This window comes from Brachybacterium sp. ACRRE (assembly GCF_022346485.1).
GTDB classification, from domain to species: Bacteria; Actinomycetota; Actinomycetes; order Actinomycetales; family Dermabacteraceae; genus Brachybacterium; species Brachybacterium halotolerans.
Window position 1 is genome coordinate 1 of sequence record NZ_JAKRMO010000070.1, and the last position, 19717, is coordinate 19717.

The following is a 19717-nucleotide window of genomic DNA, read 5'->3' on the forward strand; positions in this document are numbered from 1 at the left end:
CGGAAGAACATCTGTTGGCCCCCGCTCCCCCGCGCCTCGCATGCTGATCGGGACGTTCCACCCGACAGAGAGGTCGCATCGTGCCGACATCGCTTCCCCAGCTGATCACCGAGGACCACGTGGTTCTCGGGGCATCGCCGGCGTCCTGGCAGGACGCGATCCGTGAGGCGGCGGCGCCGCTGCTGGCCTCCGAGTCGATCGGCGGGGGCTACGTGGAACGGATGATCGAGGTCGTCGACCGCTTCGGCCCGTACATCGTGCTGGCCCCGGGCGTCGCGCTCGCGCACGCCCAGCCCGACGGCTCGGTCGCCCGCACGGCGATGAGCGCCCTCACCATTCCCGGCGGGATCGCCTTCTCCCACGAGGAGAACGACCCCGTCCGCCTCGTGCTGTGCCTGGCCGCGGCCGACGCGACCTCGCACCTCGAGGCGCTCAAGGGCTTCGTGCAGATCATCCGCGACCCGTCGGCCGTCGACCGGCTCGTCGCGGCGCACTCCCCCGCGGACTTCCGCGGCGCTCTCACCCCCGCGCCCGTCGACTGACCGGCGCCCCCCTCACCAGAACCTGCCCGACCACCGGGCCCTTGCAAAGGAGCAGACCCACCATGGCGAACACCCCCACGATCTATTTCATCTGCGGCGCAGGGCTGGGCAGCAGCCTCGCCTGCCAGATGGAGGCCGAGGAGGTCCTGGCCTCGCACAAGATCCGCGCGAAGACCGAGCACGAGTCCGTCTCCTCGGTCGGCGGCATCAAGACCGACGTGATCGTCTCGGCGGAGAGCTTCCGCCCGCAGATCGAGAAGTACGACATCGACCCGTCGATCACCCTCGTCTACCTGCACAACATCGTGGACAAGGACGAGATCGCCCAGAAGCTGGTCCCCGCGCTCGAGGGTCGTGAGGCCTGAGATGGGCGTCCTCGACTGGATCATCTCCAACATCTTCACGCAGGCCGGGATCGTCATCGCCCTGATCGCGATGATCGGCCTGATCCTGCAGCGCAAGGACGTGGGCTCGATCGTCTCGGGCACCTTCAAGACGCTGCTGGGCTTCATGGTCCTCGCGGCCGGCTCCGCGGTGCTGGTCGCGACCCTCACCTACTTCGGCACGCAGTTCGAGGCGGCCTTCGACCTCACCGGCATCGTCCCGTCGATCGAGGCGGTCAACGGCTTCGCGACGAACGACCTCAAGCTGGGCGGGCCGATCGCGATCGCCTTCCTGGGCATCTTCATCGTGAACGTGCTGCTCGCCCGCTTCACACCGTGGAAGTACATCTTCCTCACGGGTCAGGCGCTGCTGTGGATGGCGACGATGACCGTCGTGTTCGGCTCGGCCATGGGCCTGTCCGGAGTGTGGCTGATCATCGCCTGCAGCGTGGTCGGCGGCATCTTCTGCGTGGCGATGCCCGCGATCGCCCAGCCCATCATCCGCAAAGTCACCGGGAACGACGCGATCGCCCTGGGGCACTTCTGCACGATCGGCTACATGGTCGAGGCGGGCGTCGCCTACCTGGTGCGCGACCGCAGACCGGACCGCAAGACCACCGAGGACCTCAAGCTCCCGCGGGCCTTCGAGTTCCTGCAGGACACCTACATGTCCCTCGCGGTCGTGATGATCCCGCTGTTCCTGATCACCGCGCTGTTCGCGGGCCCGGCCGCCTCGGCCGACGCCGCCGGGGACACGAACTTCCTGGTCTACGCGTTCCTGCAGGCCATGCAGTTCGTGGTGGGCGTGTACGTGCTGATGGCCGGCGTGCGCCTGCTGCTCGGCGAGATCGTCCCCGCCTTCCGCGGCATCTCCATGAAGCTCGTGCCGAACTCGAAGCCCGCGCTCGACGCGCCGGTGCTGTTCCCCTACGCACCGAACGCCGTGATCATCGGCTTCCTCACCACCACGATCGGCACGGTCATCGCGATGTTCGTGCTCCCGCTCGCGGGCTTCGCCGTGATCGTCCCGGGCATGCTCACGAACTTCTTCGCGGGCGGTACCGCGGGCATCTTCGGCAACGCCGTGGGCGGCCGTCGCGGAGCGATCATCGGCGGCCTGGTGCACGGATTCTTCATCACGCTGCTGCCGGCGCTGCTGGTGGGCACGTTCCAGACCCTCGGCTTCCCGAGCCTCTCGGCGACCGACGCCGACACCATCGTCGCCGCCCTGCTGTTCGCCTGGGTCATCGGCCCGATCATCAAGGCCTTCTGAGGCCGACGACCACCTCCGCACCCCTCCGAGAGACAGGAGACGCCATGGGAATCTTCGACCGCCTGCTGGGCACGCGCCCGCGGACGAGCACCGATGATGCGGCAGGCTCGGCCGACGCCGACGCCGCCGACACCGCCGACACCGCGTCCGAGCTCACCGACGCCGAGCGCGAGCAGACCACCGCGCGCATCGCCGAGATCGACGCCGAGCTCGCCTCCGCGCCGGCCCCGTCGGCCGCATCGAACCCGTCTGCCCCATCGAGCCCGTCCGCAGCGGACCCGGCCGACCTCCACGAGGAGCTCGGCACCCTGCACGAGCACCTCGGGGACACGGGCGCCGCGATCGCCGCCTTCGAGGCGTCGCTCGAGGCCAGGCCCCGCTACGGCACCTCGTACAACCGCCTCATGGACCTGTACAACACGCGTCGCGCGCAGGCCGCCTCGGCCGGCGACGGCACCGCGATCAACCAGTGGATGTCGAAGATCGACGCGCTGCTGGCCACCTCCAAGCGCATCATGCGCGAGAACTACTGAGACCCAGGGAGCACCCGTGTACGTCACCCTCAGCGAAGTCCTGAACGAGGCCGAGCGCATCGGCTCGACCGTCGGCGCCTTCAACGCCCACAACCTCGAGATGATCCCTCCGATGATCCTGGCCGCGCGCGACGCCGGCAGCCCGATCATCATCCAGACCTCCGTCGGCACCGCCCGGTACATCGGCATGGAGAACCTAGTGGCCCTGTGCCGCGGCATGGCCGAGCGCGAGCCGGTCGACGTGGTGCTGCACCTGGACCATGCGACGAAGCTCGAGGACATCCGCGACGCGATCGACGCCGGGTACAGCTCGGTCATGTTCGACGGGTCGTCCCTGCCGTTCGCGGAGAACGTGCTGAAGACCCGCCGGGTCGTCGAGTTCGCCCGCGAGCGCGGCGTGAGCGTCGAGGGCGAGATCGGCACCATCGGCGGCACCGAGGACGGCATCTCCGTCGCCGAGGGCGCGCTCACCTCCCCCGAGGAGGCGCGCGCCTTCCACGAGGCGACCTGTGTGGACGCCCTCGCCGTCTCCATCGGCACCCACCACGGCTCGTACAAGGGGAAGACCCAGATCGACGTGGATCTTGTCGAGCGGATCCACGCCGCGGTCGACGTGCCGCTCGTGGTGCACGGCGGCACCGGCGTCGACGAGGCCGACTACGACGCCCTGCGCCGCGCGGGCGTGCGCAAGTTCAACATCGGCACCGAGCTCATCGTCGGCTGGACCCGCGCCGCGAAGGAGACCTTCGGGGCGACCGAGGTCAACGCGTCCCTGCGCAACAACATCGTCCCCGCGAACGACGCGGTCGCCGGCATCGTCCGCCACAAGATCGGATGCCTGCTTCCCGCCCGGATCTCGTGAACGGGGCGAGGCCGGTGGCGGGCGACGATGCGGCCGACTGGGCGCGCGCCGCCGGTGCGGGCTCGGCCGACGTCGGCGCGTCGGCCGACGAGCGCCTCCTGCTGCTGATCGCCGGCTATCCGGGCACGGGCAAGAGTCGCATCGCCTCTCTTGTGCAGGAGCATCTGGGGCCCTTCCGCGCCGTCTCCATCGACGACCTCAAGGAGCAGCTGTACGACCAGGAGGGCTTCGCCGACGCCGACGCGAAGGCGCACCTGGATCGCGCCGCGCTCGAGCTGTTCTTCGCCCGGGTGCACGCGGCGATGGCGGATGGTGTGCGCGTGCTCGCCGAGTACCCCTTCAGTGACAAGCAGAAGGATGTGCTCGCCGCCGCCTGCCGCCGCTATGGATATCGGCCGGTGACGGTGCGGCTGGTCGCGGACTTCGAGGTGCTCTTCGAGCGCCAGCGGCACCGCGACCTGGATCCGACCCGCCACCTGGGACACCTCGTCGATGCCTACGAGCACGGCGATACGCTGGCTGATCGCCGTGCGGCTCCGCAGCTGCTCAGCGTCGAGGTGTTCCTGGGTCGCTATCTGCGCCGCGGCTACGGGGAGTTCGCGCTCGGCGATCTCGTCGAGATCGACACCACCGACTTCGCGCAGGTCGACGACGCCGACGTGCTCGCCCGGATCAGCGCGGCGGTCCGCCGGGCCGACGGGAACGGCGCGGTGGCGCGCCGGGCCGACGGGAACGGCGAGGAAGACGCGCATGGTGCCGTGGACGTGACTGACGCGGAGGGCGCGACCACGGCAGCGGACACCAGGAACGCACCCTCGCAGAGCGGGACCCACGAGACGTCGGAGAGGACGGAGCACACGCCATGACCCCGTCCCGCACCGTCGACCCCGCACCAGCGCCCACCCGTCGCGAGCCCTGGGAGGCCACGCGCCAGCGCCTGCTGGGCGCGCTGGTCGAGGCGGGACCGGGCGCGGTCTCCGCCGAGGACCTGTCCCGGCGTCTCGGCGTCTCCACCCGCAGCATCCGCACGTACGTCTCCCGGTTGAACGCCGAGCACGACGCGGAGGTCGTCTCCTCCTCCCGCGCCGGCTACACCCTGGACCACGCCCGTCTCGCCTCCGCCGGCGCCGGGGCCGAGCGGCCAGATCCAGGCCGGCGCGTGCTGAGCCCCGGCGAGCGGCTCTCCGCGCTGCTGCGCTCGATCGTCACCGCGGATGACGGCGCCGACGTCTTCGAGCTCGCCGAGGACCTCCGCGTCAGCGACTCCACCCTGGAGGCCGACCTCACCAAGGGCCGCGCCCTCCTCGCCATCCACCACCTGCGCCTGGAGCGCAGCGGACCCCGCGTGAGGATCGTCGGCCCCGAGCTCGCCAAGCGCCGCCTGGTCCGCCAGATCATGACCGACGCCGCCCGCTCGCGCGCCCAGTTCGTCTCCGTGCGCGAGCTCGCGATCGAGTCCTCGGAGCCGTCGCTCATGGGGTTCCGCGAGGGCCTCACCCGGATCCTCCGCGAGCTGGGTCTGCTCGCGACCGAGAACAACCAGCACGCGATCCTCGCGCACGTCGCCGTGATGGTGGGGCGCGTCCGCCAGGGCCACCAGTTCGATCCGCCCCACGCCGCGAGCACCGGCGATGACCTGCGCCGCGACGCCGCCCGTCGCATCGCCGAACTCATCGAGACCACCTTCGAGCTGCGCCTGCCCGCCGGCGAGGAGGACTACCTGGTGGGGCTGCTGGACGAGAACACCACCCCGGAGGATCTCTCGCTCGTGGTCGCCGGGCGTCTCGCCCCGCGCGAGCCGGTGCCGGAGACGACGGCCGACGCCGAGGTCGACTTCGTGGCCGTGGTGCGGCGGATCGTCGCGCAGGTGGGCGAGAACTACCTGATCGACCTGGACAACGAGCGCTTCATCGCGTTCCTCAGCCTCCACGCGCGGAACCTGGTGCGGCGGGCCCGCCGGCGCCAGAGCGCCCACATCCCCGTCGGCCAGTCGATCAAGGACACGCACCCACTCATCTACGAGGTCGGGATCTTCATCGCGCGCCGGCTCGAGCTCGCGCTCGGCGTGGAGATCCGGGCCGACGAGATCGGCCTCATCTCCTTCCACGTGGGCGCCCACTTCCAGAGCGTGTATGCGCGCGAGCGCCTGGTGCGGATCGCGATGATCTCGCCGACGTACCTCGACCTGCAGGACTCCGCGCGCAGCCTCCTGCAGTCGGCGACCGCCGGAGTCGGCGAGATCGAGACTATCGCCTTCGACGAGGCCGAGATCGCGACCGGTCCCTCGGCGCCCGACCTCATCGTCTCGACCGTGCCTCTGCAGGGTCTGCAGCGGGAGCTCTCCTCCCCCGTGCTGCACCTGAGCGCCCTGCCCGGCGCGCAGGACCTCGAGCAGGTGCGCCGGAGCGTCCTCGAGATCGCCGCGGAGAAGCGGCGCAGCCGCGTCGGCGCCTCCCTCGTGAACCTCATCGAACCCCAGCTCTTCCTGGACCTCGAGGCGACCACCCGGGAGGACACGATCGCGCAGATGTGCGCTGCCCTCGGAGAGGCAGGGATGGTCGAACAGGGCTTCCACCGGGGTGTACTCGAGCGCGAGGAGATGTCCTCGACGTCGCTGGGCACGGGCGTGGCGATCCCGCACTCGATGGTGATCGACGCCCACGCCTCGTCGATCGCCGTCTACGTGCCGGAGGAGCCGATCGTGTGGGGCGAGGACGAGGTCTCGATCGTCGCGATGATGGCCTTCAGCAAGGACAGCCGCGAGGAGTTCGGCGAGCTCTTCGAGGCGCTGATCCGCGTGCTGTCCAAGCGGGAGAACGTGGAGCGGCTCGCGGGGCGGGCGGGGACGTACGAGGAGTTCATCCGGGGGTTGTTGGAGGTGATCTGAGGGTCCGCACCCGAGGCACCGCGCTCAGAGCGGCAGCCGCCCGGAACGAGTTCCGAGACTCCCGTGCGGTCGACGAATGCTGTTAGGTTCACCATCATGTCGACTGAGCGCACGATCGAGGCCCTGAGAACCTTCATGGCCGAGCGCGACTGGGGGCAGTTCCACTCCCCCGAGAACCTCGCCAAGTCGATCTCGATCGAGGCCGCCGAGCTGCTCGAGTGCTACCAGTGGGACGGCGACGCCGACCGCGACGAGGTCACCGGCGAGCTCGCCGACGTCCTCACCTACGCGCTGCTCCTCGCGGACAGGCTCGAGCTCGACCCTGAACAGATCGTCCTCGACAAGCTCGAGCGCACGGGCCGCAAGTACCCCGTCGAGAAGGCCAAGGGACGGAGCACGAAGTATGACCGGCTTTGAGATCGAGGAGCTCCGCTTCACCCCCGAGTCCGTCGAAGAGACGCGAGGACGACTGCCCCGCTTCTCCAACTGGCCGGTGGTCTACCTCATCGAGGACGGCCACGACATCTACGTCGGCGAGACGGGCAGTGCGGACCGTCGTATGCGCCAGCACCTCAAGTCCGAGCAGAAGCAGCACCTCAAGGAGGTGCGCATCGTCTTCGATGAGCGCTTCAACGGATCCGCCTGCCTGGACCTCGAGTCGCTCCTCATCCGCCTCCTGGGCGGGGACGGCAAGTACGAGGTGCTGAACCGCAACGAGGGCATCACCAACCAGGACTACTTCCAGCGCAGCGAGTACAACGACACCTTCAAGGAGATCTTCGAGGAGCTCCGCGGTCGCGGATACTTCGAGCGCTCAATCCCCGAGATCGAGAACTCCGACCTGTTCAAGCTCTCCCCGTTCAAAGCGCTCAACACCGAGCAGGGCATCGCCGTCCTGGACATCATGGAGGGACTGGTCGAGGACCTCCGCCATCCCGAGGTGCGCACCATCGCGGCGATCCAGGGTGATCCCGGGACCGGCAAGACGATCGTCGGCATCTACCTCATGAAGCTCATGCGCGAGCTCGCCGTCTTCGACCCGACGGATGAGGTCGAGGGCGACTCGATGTTCTCCGACCTCTTCGTCGAGGGGAACCGTGGGCTCTTCAGCGATCTGCGCATCGGCCTCGTCATCCCGCAGAAGTCCCTGCGCAAGTCCATCAGCAAGGTGTTCAAGAAGGTGCCCGCACTGAGTGATGCACAGGTGCTCACGCCGTACGAGGTGGCCGAGGCCGAGAAGGACTTCGACGTCATCGTGGTCGACGAGGCCCACCGCCTCACCCAGCGCGGCGCACAGGCGCACGGCACGCTCACCGCGCGGTACGGCGAGATCACCAGGCGCCTCTTCGGCGAGGACGACCTCTCGATCAACCAGCTCGACTGGATCCGAAAGCGCTCCCGCCACACGATCCTCCTGCTCGACACCGCCCAGAGCGTGCGACCGATGGACATCGAGCCCGAGGTCTTCGAGCGCGTGCTTGCAGAAACCAGGGAGCAGAAGCGCCTGTACCCCTTGGACACCCAGATGCGGGTGAAGGGCGGCAAGGAGTACCTCGAGTTCGCCCGCGCTCTCGTCTCCGATGACCCGCCCCGGAAGATCCCGGATCTCGGCGACTACGAGTTCGAGCTGTTCGACGACCTCGGAGCGATGCACGAGAGGATCCGCGAACGTGACGCTCAGTTCGGGCTCGCACGACTCGTCGCTGGCTACGCCTGGAAGTGGCGGAGCAAGGGCAAGACAGGACTCCACGACATCGAGCTCGACGGCGTCGCCCTGGACTGGAACAGGTCCGACGTCGACTGGATCGCCTCGAAGACCTCGCTCGAGGAGGTCGGCTCGATCCACACCGTCCAGGGGTACGACCTCAACTACGCCGGCGTCATCATCGGCGGTGACCTCCGCATCGACCCCGAGACCGGCAAGCTTGTCGCCGACCGCAAGAACTACTTCGACAGAAATGGAAAGATTGACAACAGGACGCGTGGTCAAACCACCACCGACGAGGATCTGCTCCGCTACATCACCAATGTGTATCGGGTGCTGCTGACACGGGGGATGAGGGGGACCTACATTTACGTGGCCGACCCATCGTTGAGGTGCCGCATCAGGCACCTCCTCGAACACGACAGCTAGAGGCCGAAGCAGCACCCGCACCACCGCTCCGACCACAGGTCGGACACGTCGGCTCTGCCAGGCGGCATTCGCATGCATCGTCTCCTGTTGACCAGGTCATTCCAGGCCCCATCCGTCACGGAATCGCCCTTCTCCGGGTCGTCCAGATCCCCGACGAACTCCTCCAGGGCATCCCGCCCGGGCTTCCCCCGGTCCTCGAGGTGATCGAGGCCCTCTCCAGATCAACAGTCAGCCGGTCGAGGACAGGACCGAACACGACGCCCGACTCCTCGTATTCCTGGAAGGCGTCCGAAGGGTCGGAGAGCCCGTGGACAGCGTCGGGAGGATCTGTCCCTCAGTCCGCATCGCTCACCTCATCCAAAGGCAGGTGGAGGCGCAGATCGGAGTCGTCCCCGAGCAGCATCTTCCCGTCGGCGAGCGCACCGATCTGATCACCGTCGAGCGCGGTGTCGTAGACGCGCACGTCGTCCAGTGCACCGGCGAGTTTGTTGTTCCCGTCGAGTCGCTGGCCGAGGAAGAAGCCATCGATCCCCAGCAGTTCACCACCGCGGGTGAGCGATCCGGGCGGGGTCTTTCCCTCGGCCGTCTTCACTCCATCGACCCACAGCTGGACGACGTCATCCGTGCGGGTCATCGCTAGGTGATGCCACGCCTTGTCGTTATAGGCGCTCTTCGTGGTCAGTGAGAGATCACCGGTCTCGGTGCCGATCATCGCGCGGAGCCGGTCCGCTCCCGGTTCGCCGCGGATCCAGAGGCCGGGCAGGCCGCTGCCCATGTTGTAGGCCCAGAAGAGGGCCTGGTCATGGGGTTCGTCCCCGTAGCGGAACCAGGTCGAGATGGTGAAGTCCGAGTCGTCGAGGTCCACTTCCTCCCCGTACGGCACGTCCACCCGGTCGTTGTCGCCGTTGTCTGCGGGCTCCATGTCCATCTCGAGGGCCTTGCCGTGCACGCCGTCGACCAGGTCGGGGTTGCCGCGCACGTAGGCGGTGTTCTCCCGCCCGGAGACGTCCGGGGTGGTCGGCCCGTCGGGATGCTTGATCACGCCGGGTGCCTCGTCGTTCGGGGAGTCGAGGTAGGCGTTGTCGAAGCGGGCGAAGCGGATCTCCTGGTAGGCGTCCTCGTCGCCGGTCTCGTAGACGAGGGCGAGGTCCTCGTCCGTCAACGGCAGGATGTCGGAGTACGCGGCGTTGCCCCAGTTGATGACCTTGCCCTCCTCCCAGGACTGCCAGGTCTTCCCCTGGTCGAAGGAGGACCGGATCGAGAGCACTTTGCGTGCCCGCGGATGGGATTCGCCGGCGTAGAGCACCCGGTCCCGGCCCTGGTCGTCGATGTACGTCTCGATCGCGCCCTGTGAGACGGGCGTCGCCAGATCGGGGTCGGTCTTGAAAGTGCCGTCGTAGCTCTCCCCGCCGTCGGAGCTGGTGGTGAAGGCCCGATTGCCCTCGGCGGAGCCGTGCTGCTCGCGGGCGGAGACGAGGATCTTCCCGTCGGGCAGCTCGGCGAGGCTCAGCTCCTGGGGCTTCAACTCCTCCGGGACGAAGCCCTCATCGGCCCCGAGCTGCCAGGTCACTCCGCCATCGTCGCTGTAGGCGAGGGCGGCGCCGGTGTCATGGGACTCCGACCCGGAGATGTAGCCCTCGTGGTTCAGTCCGATCAGCATGCGGCCAGCGTGCGGGCCGTGCTTCAGCTGGATCCCGTGGCCGGGGCCGGTCGCGAACCACTTCTGCCAGGACGGATCCATGATGTCGTCCTTGATGTTCTTCCGCTTGCTCCAGGTCTTGCCGTCGTCATCGGAGTACTGGACGTACGGGGTGCGCAGGTTGTGGTTCGTCGCCGGGTTGTGCGTCGTGATCAGCACGATCCGACCGGTCTCCTGGTCGACGATCGGCAGCGGGCCCCCGATGGTGTCCACGCCGGCATCGTCGATGAGTTCGACAGCTCCCCAGGTCTTCCCGCCGTCGTGCGATCGGCGCACGACGGTGTCGATGTTGCCGGAGTCGCCGCAGCCGCTGTCCTTGCGGCCCTCGGCGAAGGCGAGCAGGGTGCCGTCCTTCGTCTCGACGACGGCTGGGATGCGGAAGCAGAAGTAGCCGGCCTGCTCACGCTGGAAGATGGTGCTCTCGTCGAACCGGGGCTTAGCGTCCTTCTCGGTGGGAGTCACCGGTGCGGCCTGCGCGGTGGTGGTCGGGGCGAGTCCCAGCGCGAGGGCGAGGACTGCGACGGTGAGGGAGGCGAGCAGTGCTCGGGCGCAGGTCGACCATCGGTGTGCGGAGGCGGGACGGGCGGAGGCGGTGCGGTCCATGGCGCTCATCCCTCCTCCACCGTGAAGCCCTGGTCCTTGCCGTACTTCACGAGGGCCTGCTGCCAGCTCTGCAGCCCGTCCGCAAGGCTCTCGTCGCCCTCGTACGCACCGCCGATGTTGTCGTGCAGGATCGAGTTGGCGTACACCTGGTAGGGCAGGAAGGACCAGTCCTTCGGGACGTTCGCGGCGGACTCGGCGAACACCTCGTTGATCTTCTGGCCCCCGAAGTAGTCGGACTCCAGGTCCAGGAACTTCTCCGACTCCAGGTCAGTGACGGTGGACGGGAAGGTCGCGTTGATGCGGGTCTCGACCCCGTCGCCGGTGGTGGCCCACTCGACGAAGGCGTAGGCGAGCTCCTTGTTCTTCGAGGCGTCCACGACGCCCAGACCGGATCCTCCGTTCTCCGCCGAGCTCTTCTCCCCGGACTCCCACTGCGGCATCGGAGCCACACGCCAGTCGCCCTTGCCGCCGGCGACCCCGGACTCGAAGTTCCCGGGCATCCAGGCGCCGGAGACCAGACTCGCGATGGTGCCGTTGGCGAGCCCCTGGTACCACTCGTCGCTCCAGTCCTCGATCGGTGCCAGCAGCTCGTCGTCGATCAGCTGCTGCCACAGATCGGTGTACTTCTCGACCTCGGGACCGTCGAGGGCGATGCGGACCTTCTCCCCGTCCACCGTGTACGGGGTGTAGCCCTGCTGCCACAGCAGTCCCTGCAGCAGGTTGGCCGAGCCGGTGTCGTTGGCGATGTAGGCCTTCGGGTCCGCCTTCTTCAGGGCCCGCCCTGTCTCCAGGAACTGTTCCCAGGTCTCGGGGACCTCGAGCTCGTGCTTGTCGAACACCTTCTTGTTGTAGAACAGTGCCATCGGGCCCGAGCTCATCGGCATGCTGTAGATGCCGCCGTCGAACTGGACGGCCTCCCAGGTGCCGGTCGTGAACTCTTTCGCGTGCTCGTCCGCGGCGTACCCGGAAAGGTCGGCGAGGGTGCCGTCCAGGGCGAACTGGTTCACCGCCTGATACTCCATGACGATGACGTCGGGGATCCCCGATCCGGCCTGGATGGCATTCTGCACTGCGGTGTAATGGTCGATGCCGGTCCCGACGTTGACCAGTTCTGCCTTCACGTCCGGGTAGGCCTTCATGAAGCCCTTGACCATCGGCTCCATGGCGCCGCCCCATCCCCAGACGAGGAGCTTTCCTCCCTCAGTGGCGACGGCGTCGGAGTCGATCGGTTGGGCGTCGGAGGTGGACTTCTTGTCGGAGTCGGAGCCGCACGCGGCCAGAAGGAGTGCGGAGGCGCCGAGGCCGGCGACTGCGAGCGCGCTGCGTCGTGTGGTGGTGAATGGCATGGTCCCGTTCCTTTCACGTCGTTGTGAACTAGAGGCCGGACGGTCGTGCCCGGTGCTACTGCTTCACACCTCCCGCGGCCAACCCTGATTGCCAATAGCGTTGCAGGACGAGGAAGATCGCGATGATCGGGATGATCATCAGCAACGAACCGGTGATGACCAGGTCGAAGATCGCTTCACCCCCGGCCGTGGAGGCCTGCATGTTCCACGAGTTGATCCCGACCGTGAGTGGGTACCAGTCCGGATTCCGGATCATGATGAGCGGCAGGAAGTAGTTGTTCCAGTTGGACACCGTGGTGAACAGCAGCACCGTGACGACCCCGGGGCCCAGCAGCGGCAGGCCGATGGTGCGGAACGTCCGCAGCTCCGAGGCACCGTCCACCCGAGCGGCGTCCAGCAGGTCGTTGGGTATCGCGTCGGTGCTGTAGACCCACATCAGGTACAGACCGAAGGGTGCGACCAGGGAGGGGATGATGACCGCGAGCGGGTTGTTGGTCAGCTGCGCGGAGCTGAACAGCAGGAAGGTCGGAACGGCCAGCGCAGTTCCCGGAACCGCCACGGCGCCGATGATCACGGCGAACACGAACTTCTTGCCCGCGAAGTCGAACTTGGCGAGACCGTAGCCTCCGATGGTGGAGATGAGGGTGGCTCCCCCGGCGCCGGCGACGACATACAGAAGCGTGTTCAGCAGCCACCGCAGGAAGACGCCGTCGTCGTAGGTCAGCACGCGGGCGATGTTGTCGAAAAGGGCGAAGTCGGAGGCGAACCAGAGGCCGAAGGAGGCGCGCAGCCCCTCCTGCGTCTTGGTGGCGTTGACCAGGAGCCACACCAGCGGGAGGAGGCTGTAGAGCAGCAGCACGCCGGTCCCCAGGGTCAGTCCCCAGCTGCGCCGGATGCCGATCCTGTGGCGCACACGACCGCGACTCCGACGAGCCCGCGAGGTCACGACTGCCATGGTCAGTCCCCCTTCCGCATGCCGCGGAGCTGCACGGCATAGGCGACGATCATGGTGGCCACGCCCATGATGATGGCGACCGTCGCGGAGTAGTTCTGCTGCCCGCCGCTGAAAGCCAGGTTGTAGGAGTACAGGTTGGGACTGAAGTAGGTGCTGACCGCGTTCGGCGCCATGGCCTGCAAGATCTGCGGCTCGTTGAACAGTTGGAAGCTTCCGATGATGGAGAAGATCGCCGCGATCACGAGGGCGCCGCGGATCGCGGGGAGCTTGATCGCGGTGATGATCCGGAGCTGTCCGGCGCCGTCGATCGCCGCCGCTTCGTACAGCTCGGTAGGAATGACGCGGAGCGCGGCGTAGAAGATGAGCATGTTGTAGCCGACGTTCCCCCAGATCAGGATGTTCGCGATCGCGGCGAGCACGTGCTTCGGGGAGAGCGGGTTCGGCAGCGTCGTGCTGAAGAGGTCGTTGAGGTTGGCGACCAGGCCGAAGTTCGAGCCGTACATGAATCCCCAGATGAGGGTGGCGACCACGGCGGGGACGGCGTACGGCATGAAGATCGAGATCCGGAAGAACGCCATCCCGTGCAGCTTCCGGCTGTCCAGCGCGAGTGCTGCGGCGAGCGCGATGATCAGCAACAGCGGGACCTGGATCACCAGTAGCACGGTCACCCGGCTGACGCCGGACCAGAACTGAGGGTCCTGCAGAGCGCTCGCGTAGTTCTCCAGTCCGACGAACACCGTCCCGCCGATCAGCCGGCTGCGGAACACGCTGAGGTAGAGGGCGTAGACGATGGGCGCGATGAAGCTGATCAGGAAGACGATGAGGAACGGGGTGAGAAACCACCAGCCGGTGGCAGCGCGCCGGTCCCTGCCCTGACGGCGACGTCGGGCGGACGGGGTGGGGCGGCTGGCCGCTGTGCTCGTCATCGTGGCACCTCAGGTGTAGAACAGCTGCGCGGTGAGCACGGAGTCCTGGTCGCTGACCAACCGAAGCCAGTGCGCGGAGAATCCGGCGGGGAAGACGTAGGACTCGAGTGCGCCCGGAGCCACGGTGAGCACCTTATGGGTCCCGAAGGCGGCGTCCCCGCGGGGGTCGATCTGGATCGTGACCGTGACGTCGGCACCGCCGTGGTTCTGCAGGTGCAGCACCTTTCGGTCGAAGCCGGTCATCAGATAGGGATCCGAAGGCTCTCCGGCTGAGACCTCGTCCTCCCACCACGGACCGCCCCAGCCGGCCGCCTTGCCGTAGGACCACAGGTCATCGGTCTTCCCGAACCAGAGGCCGGACTGCGGTTCCGCAGTGGTCACGTTGTGGCCGGTGCTCGGGGAGGCGTTGTCCGCGCCCATCACCAGCATGCCGCGCCAGGAGCAGAAGTCGCCCAGCACCCACAGGTGGGTGGAGATCGGTCGCACTCCCCAGACTCGGCCGCCGTAGGCCCACGGCGACAGCTCGTAGTACATCCCGTGGTGGTCCAGCAGCAGGCGCTCGTGCTCGGTCTCGCGGATGCGCGGCCACTCCGTCTGCCACTTGTGGTCGAAGGTGTGCGAGGCCTTCGGCAGCCGGTAGCGGGTCCACTGTTGGTCGGCGTGGCTGTAGACCTCGAGGATGGCGGAGGCCCGGTCCCAGCCGCTGGCGAAGATCGTCCCGGCGAACTCGCCGCGTCCGGCGATAGCGGTGAAGGGCTTGTGTTCCAGGATCCGCCAGGACTCGCCGTCGAACTCGGCGAGCCGGCCGCGGGCTCTCTCGCCCGCCCATTCCGCCTCGCCGTACTCGTTGGAGCAGACGAGGAAGCGCCCGTAGGCGGTGTAGCAGTCCTTGTAGTGGACCTTCCACTCGCCCTCGGTGGTCAGCTCGTCGTTGAGATCCCACACCAGTGCGGTCTCCAGGGTGAGCACGTCCAGCTCGAAGACCAGCCCCTCCATCGTCAGCACGTAGACGTGGGTCTCGGGGGTGCGAAGGTGGTGGGCGGTGCCGCACAGCCGGTGCTCCTGCAGCTCGGGCACCACGTGGATGGTGTGGTCCTGCTCGATCACCTGCGGCCCGATGATCAGTCGGCCCGTCGGGTAGTGCACGAAGCGGTTGGTGTAGGTGCCGTCGACGCCGACGGTCTCGGGCACGACCTCCATACGCATGTCCGGCTGGATCCGGCGCAGGCTCACCCCGGAGCCGCTGCGGGCCTTGTGCGAGGTGTAGTTCTGGACGTAGAGGGCCCCGTTCCAGGGCATGAGCGCACCGACCCCGATCTCGGTGCGGGGCGGGCCGAAGTCGGCGATCTGGGCGAGGGACGGGAACACGCCGGAGACCTGGAGAGGCTGGACGGCATCGTCGGTCGTGGTCACGAGGAATGCTCCTGGGTGAGAAGGGTGGACAGGAGGTCGTCGATCTCGCGCCGCTGGAAATCGGTGATGGCGGGCAGCGGGGCTCGACCATGACCGGTCTCGATGCCCGCGCGCCGCAGCGCCTGGCGGAGGAAGAGCAGGAAGTCGTAGCGGCCCATGTGGGCGATGAACTCGTTGGCGATGCCCTGCCGGCGGAGGGCGGCGGCGAAGTCCCCGTCCGCGACCTGGTCCGCGAGCTGCCGGTAGACGCCGCCGATCACGTTGTAGGTGGATCCGATCCCGCCGTCGGCGCCGAGGGCGAGGCCGCCGAGCAGCACCTCGTCGGAACCGTTGAAGACTACGAAGTCCGGAGGGGACTGGCGGATGATCTCGACGAGAGGGTGGAGATCGGTCGAGGTGTACTTCAGGCCCTGGAGAATCCCTTCGTCGGCGAGCCGGAGGAAGAAGTCCGGGGAGAGGTCGACGTGGCTGCGCCCGGGGATGTGGTACGCGATCAGGGGTGTCGGGCCGGCCGCGGCGGAGAGCTCGCGGAAGTACGCGGCGAGCTGGGCCTCGTCGTAGTTGTAGTAGATCGGGGTGACAGCACTGACCGCGTCGGCGCCCGCCTGGGCGGCGTGCTCGGTGAGGGACAGCGATGTGCGGGTGTCCAGGCAGCCGGTGTGGGCGATCACGGGTCCGCGCCCGGCGACCTGCTCGACGGCCGCGGTGATGGTGGCGCGTCGTTCGTCGGCGCTCTGCAGGTAGGCCTCGCCGGTGGAGCCGGAGACGAAGAGCCCGTCCACGCCCTGGCCGAGCACGTGGTCTATCAGCTCCGCCTGCCGCTCGAGACTGAGTTCGCCGTGATCGTCGTAGGCGGCGATCAGCGCCGCATGGATGCCGGCGAGCCTCATGCCGGCCGCCCCTCGGGTGCGGAGGCTGGGGAGGTGGGGGCGGCCTCGACGTTGCTCTGGATCGGTGCGAAGTGCACAGCCACCGCTCGGGTCATCCGCTGGGCGTCGCCACTGCGGATCGCGTCGATGATCTCCTGGTGGTCCTCGACCGCATGGTGGTTGATCGGCGCCGGAGCGATCGCGGCGAACCGGGCGTGGACCTCCCAGAACGTCTCGATGAGCTGGTTCAGCATCTGGTTCCTGAGCGGCTCGAACAGGGCCAGGTGGAAGGTGTGGTCGAACCCCCGCGGCACCTCGCCCGCCATCGACTTCTCGCGCATCTGCGCGACCAGCTCATCGAGGGCGTCGAGCTGAGCTTCGCTGAGCTCCTTGCTCGCCTGGACGATGAGAGCCTCCTCGATCGCAGCCCGGACCTGCAGGATCTCTCGCAGCGAGGTGTCGTTGACAGTGAGCTGGTAGGGCAGCGCGTCGACGACGGGGCGCAGGCTGAAAGCACCCACGTAGAGGCCGCGTCCCCGACGCACGTCGACGATGCCGAGCATCTCCAGACGGCGGATCCCTTCCCGGACCGAGGACTTGCTCATGCCCAGCAGCTGACAGAACTCCCCCTCGCTGGGGAGGGGGTCGCCCGGGTGCAGGCCGTTGTCGACGATGTGCTGTCGGATCGCCTGCTGAGCCTGGTGGGACAGCGGAAGTCGCCCCTCATCGCCTTCGATGCGTGTCATACACCACAGTAGATAGCGGATATCAGATATCTGTCAAGCAAACGACCCTTGCGCCAGGTGGCGGACTCGCCGCGACCCCCATCTCGCTACTCCGGCCTCCGCCGCTCACCCGACGTCATCGCGTCCCTCTTCGTCCTGGCGAGAACGGAAGTCAACTTCCCGAGTGCATAGAGGCCCTCGACGTGGACGGCGAGGGGCTCGACGGCCTCGGCGAACGTGCGCTCTCCCGGAGAGCCTCGGGTATACGGCGCGAGAAAGCAGCACGCTCGGTTGCGCCAGGGAGTGATCGGCGGCCGGCGTTGCACCGTCGAGCGGCCCATGCAATCGCGATCCGCGCGACAGTCCGTGCGACAGCTCGACCGCTCGACAGCCGTAGCGACGATAGGAGGAGCCACGTGCCGAGATGCCGCTGCTTGGATTCTGCAACTGCTCCTGCCGTCCCACACGGGCAGGGCTGCTCGGAGTTCAGGAGCGGGACGCGCCCGATGCCACCGGCGAGACTCTGGGCATCCCCCTGCAGTGCCTCCCGGCGACGACGCCAGCGCCCACGCCGGCCACGAGCTTCACGAAGATGAGGGCCCGCGCCTCGAGGTAGACGATGATCCTGCGCAGGCGGGTTCGCTCGTCAGCGTCTCTATCGCAATGACCGCCTTGGGCCTGAGCTCCCTGTCGGGCTTGGGTTCGCCGCCGGCCTCATCGTCGCCCTCACCATCCTGCGGTACCTCTCTGCATCCGGCTTCACGGTCTTCACCGGTCGCCGAGCCTCCGCTGCAGCCGCTGAAGTGATCACGTTCCGAGGCACGTCTCTGAGGCCACGGCCAGATGCCGATGCCTCTATGTCGCCCACTGCGCACCGCTTCGCTCTCTTGTCTGTGACGGTCACATTCGGCACCTACCCGGCGAAGCGAACTCCTCTGTTCCGAACGAATCATGAAGGTTTCACGTCTCCCGACAGCCGGACGCCCCCAAAAAAAGCAAATAAGAGCGCTCGACAGGAGCGACTCCACGTTCCGCTCGGACCCCAGGCGCGGAGGTCACCTGAGTTCCGGCCGCACCACAACCAGCCCCCGCCCACGGATCTCGCGGCCGTTCAGCTTCCGGTACGCCTCGGCGGTCTCCTCGAACGTGAACCGATCGGTGATCAGCCGCTCGAGGTCGATTGTGCCCTCGGCAGCCAGGCGGATCACCTCGGGCATCGTGGTCGAGGCGGGGGCGCCGAAGGAGCCGAGGATCCGCAGCTTGCGCCGCACCAGCTTGGCGATCTCCACGTCGAGGGTCTGCCCGGCCGGGGCAATCCCTGCGAGGACGGCGCGGCCGCCGTCGTCCAGCAGGTCCACGGCGAGGGACACGGTGGCCACGGAGCCGAGGGCCTCGAAGGCGACGTCGACCCCGTGGCCGAGAAGGCGCCGCACCTCGTCGGCCGCGTCCTGGGTCGCGGAGTTGATGACGTCGGTGGCGCCGAGCTCCGCGGCGAGCGCGAGCTTCTCGTCGTCGATGTCGACGGCGATGACGCGCTGCGCGCCCGCGGCCCGCGCGAGGTGGATGATGCTCAGCCCCACCCCTCCGGTGGCGACCACGGCGACGTTCTCCCCGGGCTGCACGTCCGCGACGCCGCGCACGGCGCCGAAGCCGGTGAACAGGCTGCAGCCCAGGATCGCCGCGTCGTGCAGCGGCACCTCACCGGGCAGCGGGAACACGGCCCGGCCGGGCACGACGCAGCTGCGGGCGTGGCCGCCCATGGAGTACATCGCCACGTCCTCGCCGTCGCGGCTGTACCGGGTGGTGCCGTCGTAGAGGTGGCCGGCCAGTCGGTTCTGCTGGAAGAAGGTCTCGCAGAGGTCCTCGAGTCCCTTCTCGCAGTGTCGGCAGGTGCCGCAGGGCATGATGAAGCTGCAGGCCACACGGTCACCCGGGGCGACATGGGTGATGCCCTCGCCCACTTCCCGCACCACGCCGGAGACCTCGTGGCCGAGCACGGCCGGGGTCGGGAAGGCGACCTCGTCCTTCATGACGTGCAGGTCGGTGTGGCAGACCCCGCAGGCGGCGACGTCGACCAGCACCTCACCCGGGTGCGGGGGCGGCGACGTCGATCTCGTCGGCGTGGAGACGCTCGGGTCCGACGGCGGACGAGTCCTCGGCGGGCTCCAGGACGAAGGGGGGCACGTGCTGCGGCAGAGGAGGCACCTCGGGGTCTCTCTGCTCGGCGTTGAGAAGGTTCCTCACCGATCATCGTCCTCGGGGTTCGCGCCGGTCAAAGGCGTGCCGCTGGCGCGCGTCGACTCCTCCGTCGGTCGTTTCCTTTGGTGCGCAGGTCGCTTCCACGCATCGCTCGCCCCTTCCGCGGTTCCCTCTGCAGGGCGATGCGCTCTGGGGCAGGATGGAGCAGTGCCTTCCCTGCGGCACGCGGAGAACGTGCGTCATCGGTGATCACGGCAGGGACGTCGGATTCCATGCGCCCCGATGACGGGGCATCCCGAGACGCGTCGCCCGCTCGTACGCCGTCGTACCCACCCACGCATCCGAGAGGACCCCGTGCATTCCCGCGC

Annotated in this window: 18 protein-coding genes; 9 read left to right on the forward strand and 9 right to left on the reverse strand. The window is 68.0% G+C overall.

The features are described 5' to 3' along the window. Nucleotides 1–80 precede the first annotated feature (80 nt). The 9 genes from MHY49_RS16310 to MHY49_RS16350 all read left to right on the forward strand — a co-directional run bounded on the left by MHY49_RS16310 (nt 81) and on the right by MHY49_RS16350 (nt 8614). Entirely contained in the window at nt 81–542 is a 462-nt protein-coding gene (locus tag MHY49_RS16310) for a PTS sugar transporter subunit IIA (protein WP_239205875.1), read from the forward strand. A gap of 62 nt (nt 543–604) precedes the next feature. Further along, nucleotides 605–907 carry a PTS sugar transporter subunit IIB gene (locus MHY49_RS16315; protein WP_239205877.1) on the forward strand — a complete coding sequence of 101 codons (303 nt, stop codon included), beginning with the start codon at nt 605–607 and terminating at the stop codon, nt 905–907. A 1-nt stretch (nt 908) separates the two neighbouring features. Continuing rightward, entirely contained in the window at nt 909–2198 is a 1290-nt protein-coding gene (locus tag MHY49_RS16320) for a PTS sugar transporter subunit IIC (RefSeq protein WP_239205879.1), read from the forward strand. Between the two features lie 44 nt (nt 2199–2242). After that, on the forward strand, nt 2243–2731 hold the full coding sequence (locus MHY49_RS16325; RefSeq protein ID WP_239205881.1) for a hypothetical protein: 489 nt from the start codon (nt 2243–2245) through the stop codon (nt 2729–2731). 16 nt (nt 2732–2747) lie between these two features. Continuing rightward, nucleotides 2748–3593: a class II fructose-bisphosphate aldolase gene (locus tag MHY49_RS16330; RefSeq protein ID WP_239205883.1), complete on the forward strand. Its 846-nt coding sequence runs from the start codon at nt 2748–2750 to the stop codon at nt 3591–3593. Continuing rightward, nucleotides 3566–4459: an AAA family ATPase gene (locus MHY49_RS16335; protein WP_239205885.1), complete on the forward strand. Its 894-nt coding sequence runs from the start codon at nt 3566–3568 to the stop codon at nt 4457–4459. Before MHY49_RS16330 ends, MHY49_RS16335 begins: the two co-directional genes overlap by 28 nt. Continuing rightward, on the forward strand, nt 4456–6480 hold the full coding sequence (locus MHY49_RS16340) for a transcription antiterminator (RefSeq protein ID WP_239205887.1): 2025 nt from the start codon (nt 4456–4458) through the stop codon (nt 6478–6480). Before MHY49_RS16335 ends, MHY49_RS16340 begins: the two co-directional genes overlap by 4 nt. Before the next feature lie 96 nt (nt 6481–6576). Continuing rightward, nucleotides 6577–6897, forward strand: a complete 321-nt coding sequence (locus MHY49_RS16345) for a nucleotide pyrophosphohydrolase (protein ID WP_239205889.1) — start codon at nt 6577–6579, stop codon at nt 6895–6897. Beyond that, nucleotides 6884–8614 (forward strand): DUF2075 domain-containing protein, encoded by a 1731-nt coding sequence (locus tag MHY49_RS16350; RefSeq protein WP_239205891.1) that lies wholly within the window; start codon nt 6884–6886, stop codon nt 8612–8614. Before MHY49_RS16345 ends, MHY49_RS16350 begins: the two co-directional genes overlap by 14 nt. A 334-nt stretch (nt 8615–8948) precedes the next feature. Here the strand turns inward: MHY49_RS16350 and MHY49_RS16355 are convergent, their stop codons facing one another. The 9 genes from MHY49_RS16355 to MHY49_RS16395 all read right to left on the reverse strand — a co-directional run bounded on the left by MHY49_RS16355 (nt 8949) and on the right by MHY49_RS16395 (nt 19394). After that, complete coding sequence (locus MHY49_RS16355; protein WP_239205893.1) at nt 8949–10925, reverse strand: sialidase family protein; 1977 nt, start codon at nt 10923–10925, stop codon at nt 8949–8951. After that, entirely contained in the window at nt 10922–12262 is a 1341-nt protein-coding gene (locus tag MHY49_RS16360; protein WP_239205895.1) for an ABC transporter substrate-binding protein, read from the reverse strand. Before MHY49_RS16360 ends, MHY49_RS16355 begins: the two co-directional genes overlap by 4 nt. Nucleotides 12263–12317: 55 nt before the next feature. After that, complete coding sequence (locus tag MHY49_RS16365; protein WP_239205897.1) at nt 12318–13217, reverse strand: carbohydrate ABC transporter permease; 900 nt, start codon at nt 13215–13217, stop codon at nt 12318–12320. A 2-nt stretch (nt 13218–13219) separates the two neighbouring features. After that, nucleotides 13220–14143, reverse strand: a complete 924-nt coding sequence (locus MHY49_RS16370; protein ID WP_239205899.1) for a carbohydrate ABC transporter permease — start codon at nt 14141–14143, stop codon at nt 13220–13222. Between the two features lie 9 nt (nt 14144–14152). Continuing rightward, nucleotides 14153–15556, reverse strand: a complete 1404-nt coding sequence (locus MHY49_RS16375) for a hypothetical protein (RefSeq protein WP_239205901.1) — start codon at nt 15554–15556, stop codon at nt 14153–14155. After that, complete coding sequence (locus tag MHY49_RS16380; RefSeq protein ID WP_239205903.1) at nt 15553–16446, reverse strand: dihydrodipicolinate synthase family protein; 894 nt, start codon at nt 16444–16446, stop codon at nt 15553–15555. Before MHY49_RS16380 ends, MHY49_RS16375 begins: the two co-directional genes overlap by 4 nt. Beyond that, the gene (locus MHY49_RS16385) at nt 16443–17171 is read right to left on the reverse strand and encodes a FadR/GntR family transcriptional regulator (protein WP_239205905.1); all 729 of its coding nucleotides are present in this window, start codon (nt 17169–17171) and stop codon (nt 16443–16445) included. Before MHY49_RS16385 ends, MHY49_RS16380 begins: the two co-directional genes overlap by 4 nt. 1034 nt (nt 17172–18205) lie before the next feature. Further along, on the reverse strand, nt 18206–19231 hold the full coding sequence (locus MHY49_RS16390; RefSeq protein WP_239205907.1) for a zinc-binding dehydrogenase: 1026 nt from the start codon (nt 19229–19231) through the stop codon (nt 18206–18208). A 1-nt stretch (nt 19232) separates the two neighbouring features. After that, nucleotides 19233–19394, reverse strand: coding sequence for a hypothetical protein (locus MHY49_RS16395; protein ID WP_239205909.1), 162 nt, complete (start codon nt 19392–19394; stop codon nt 19233–19235). Nucleotides 19395–19717 lie beyond the last annotated feature (323 nt).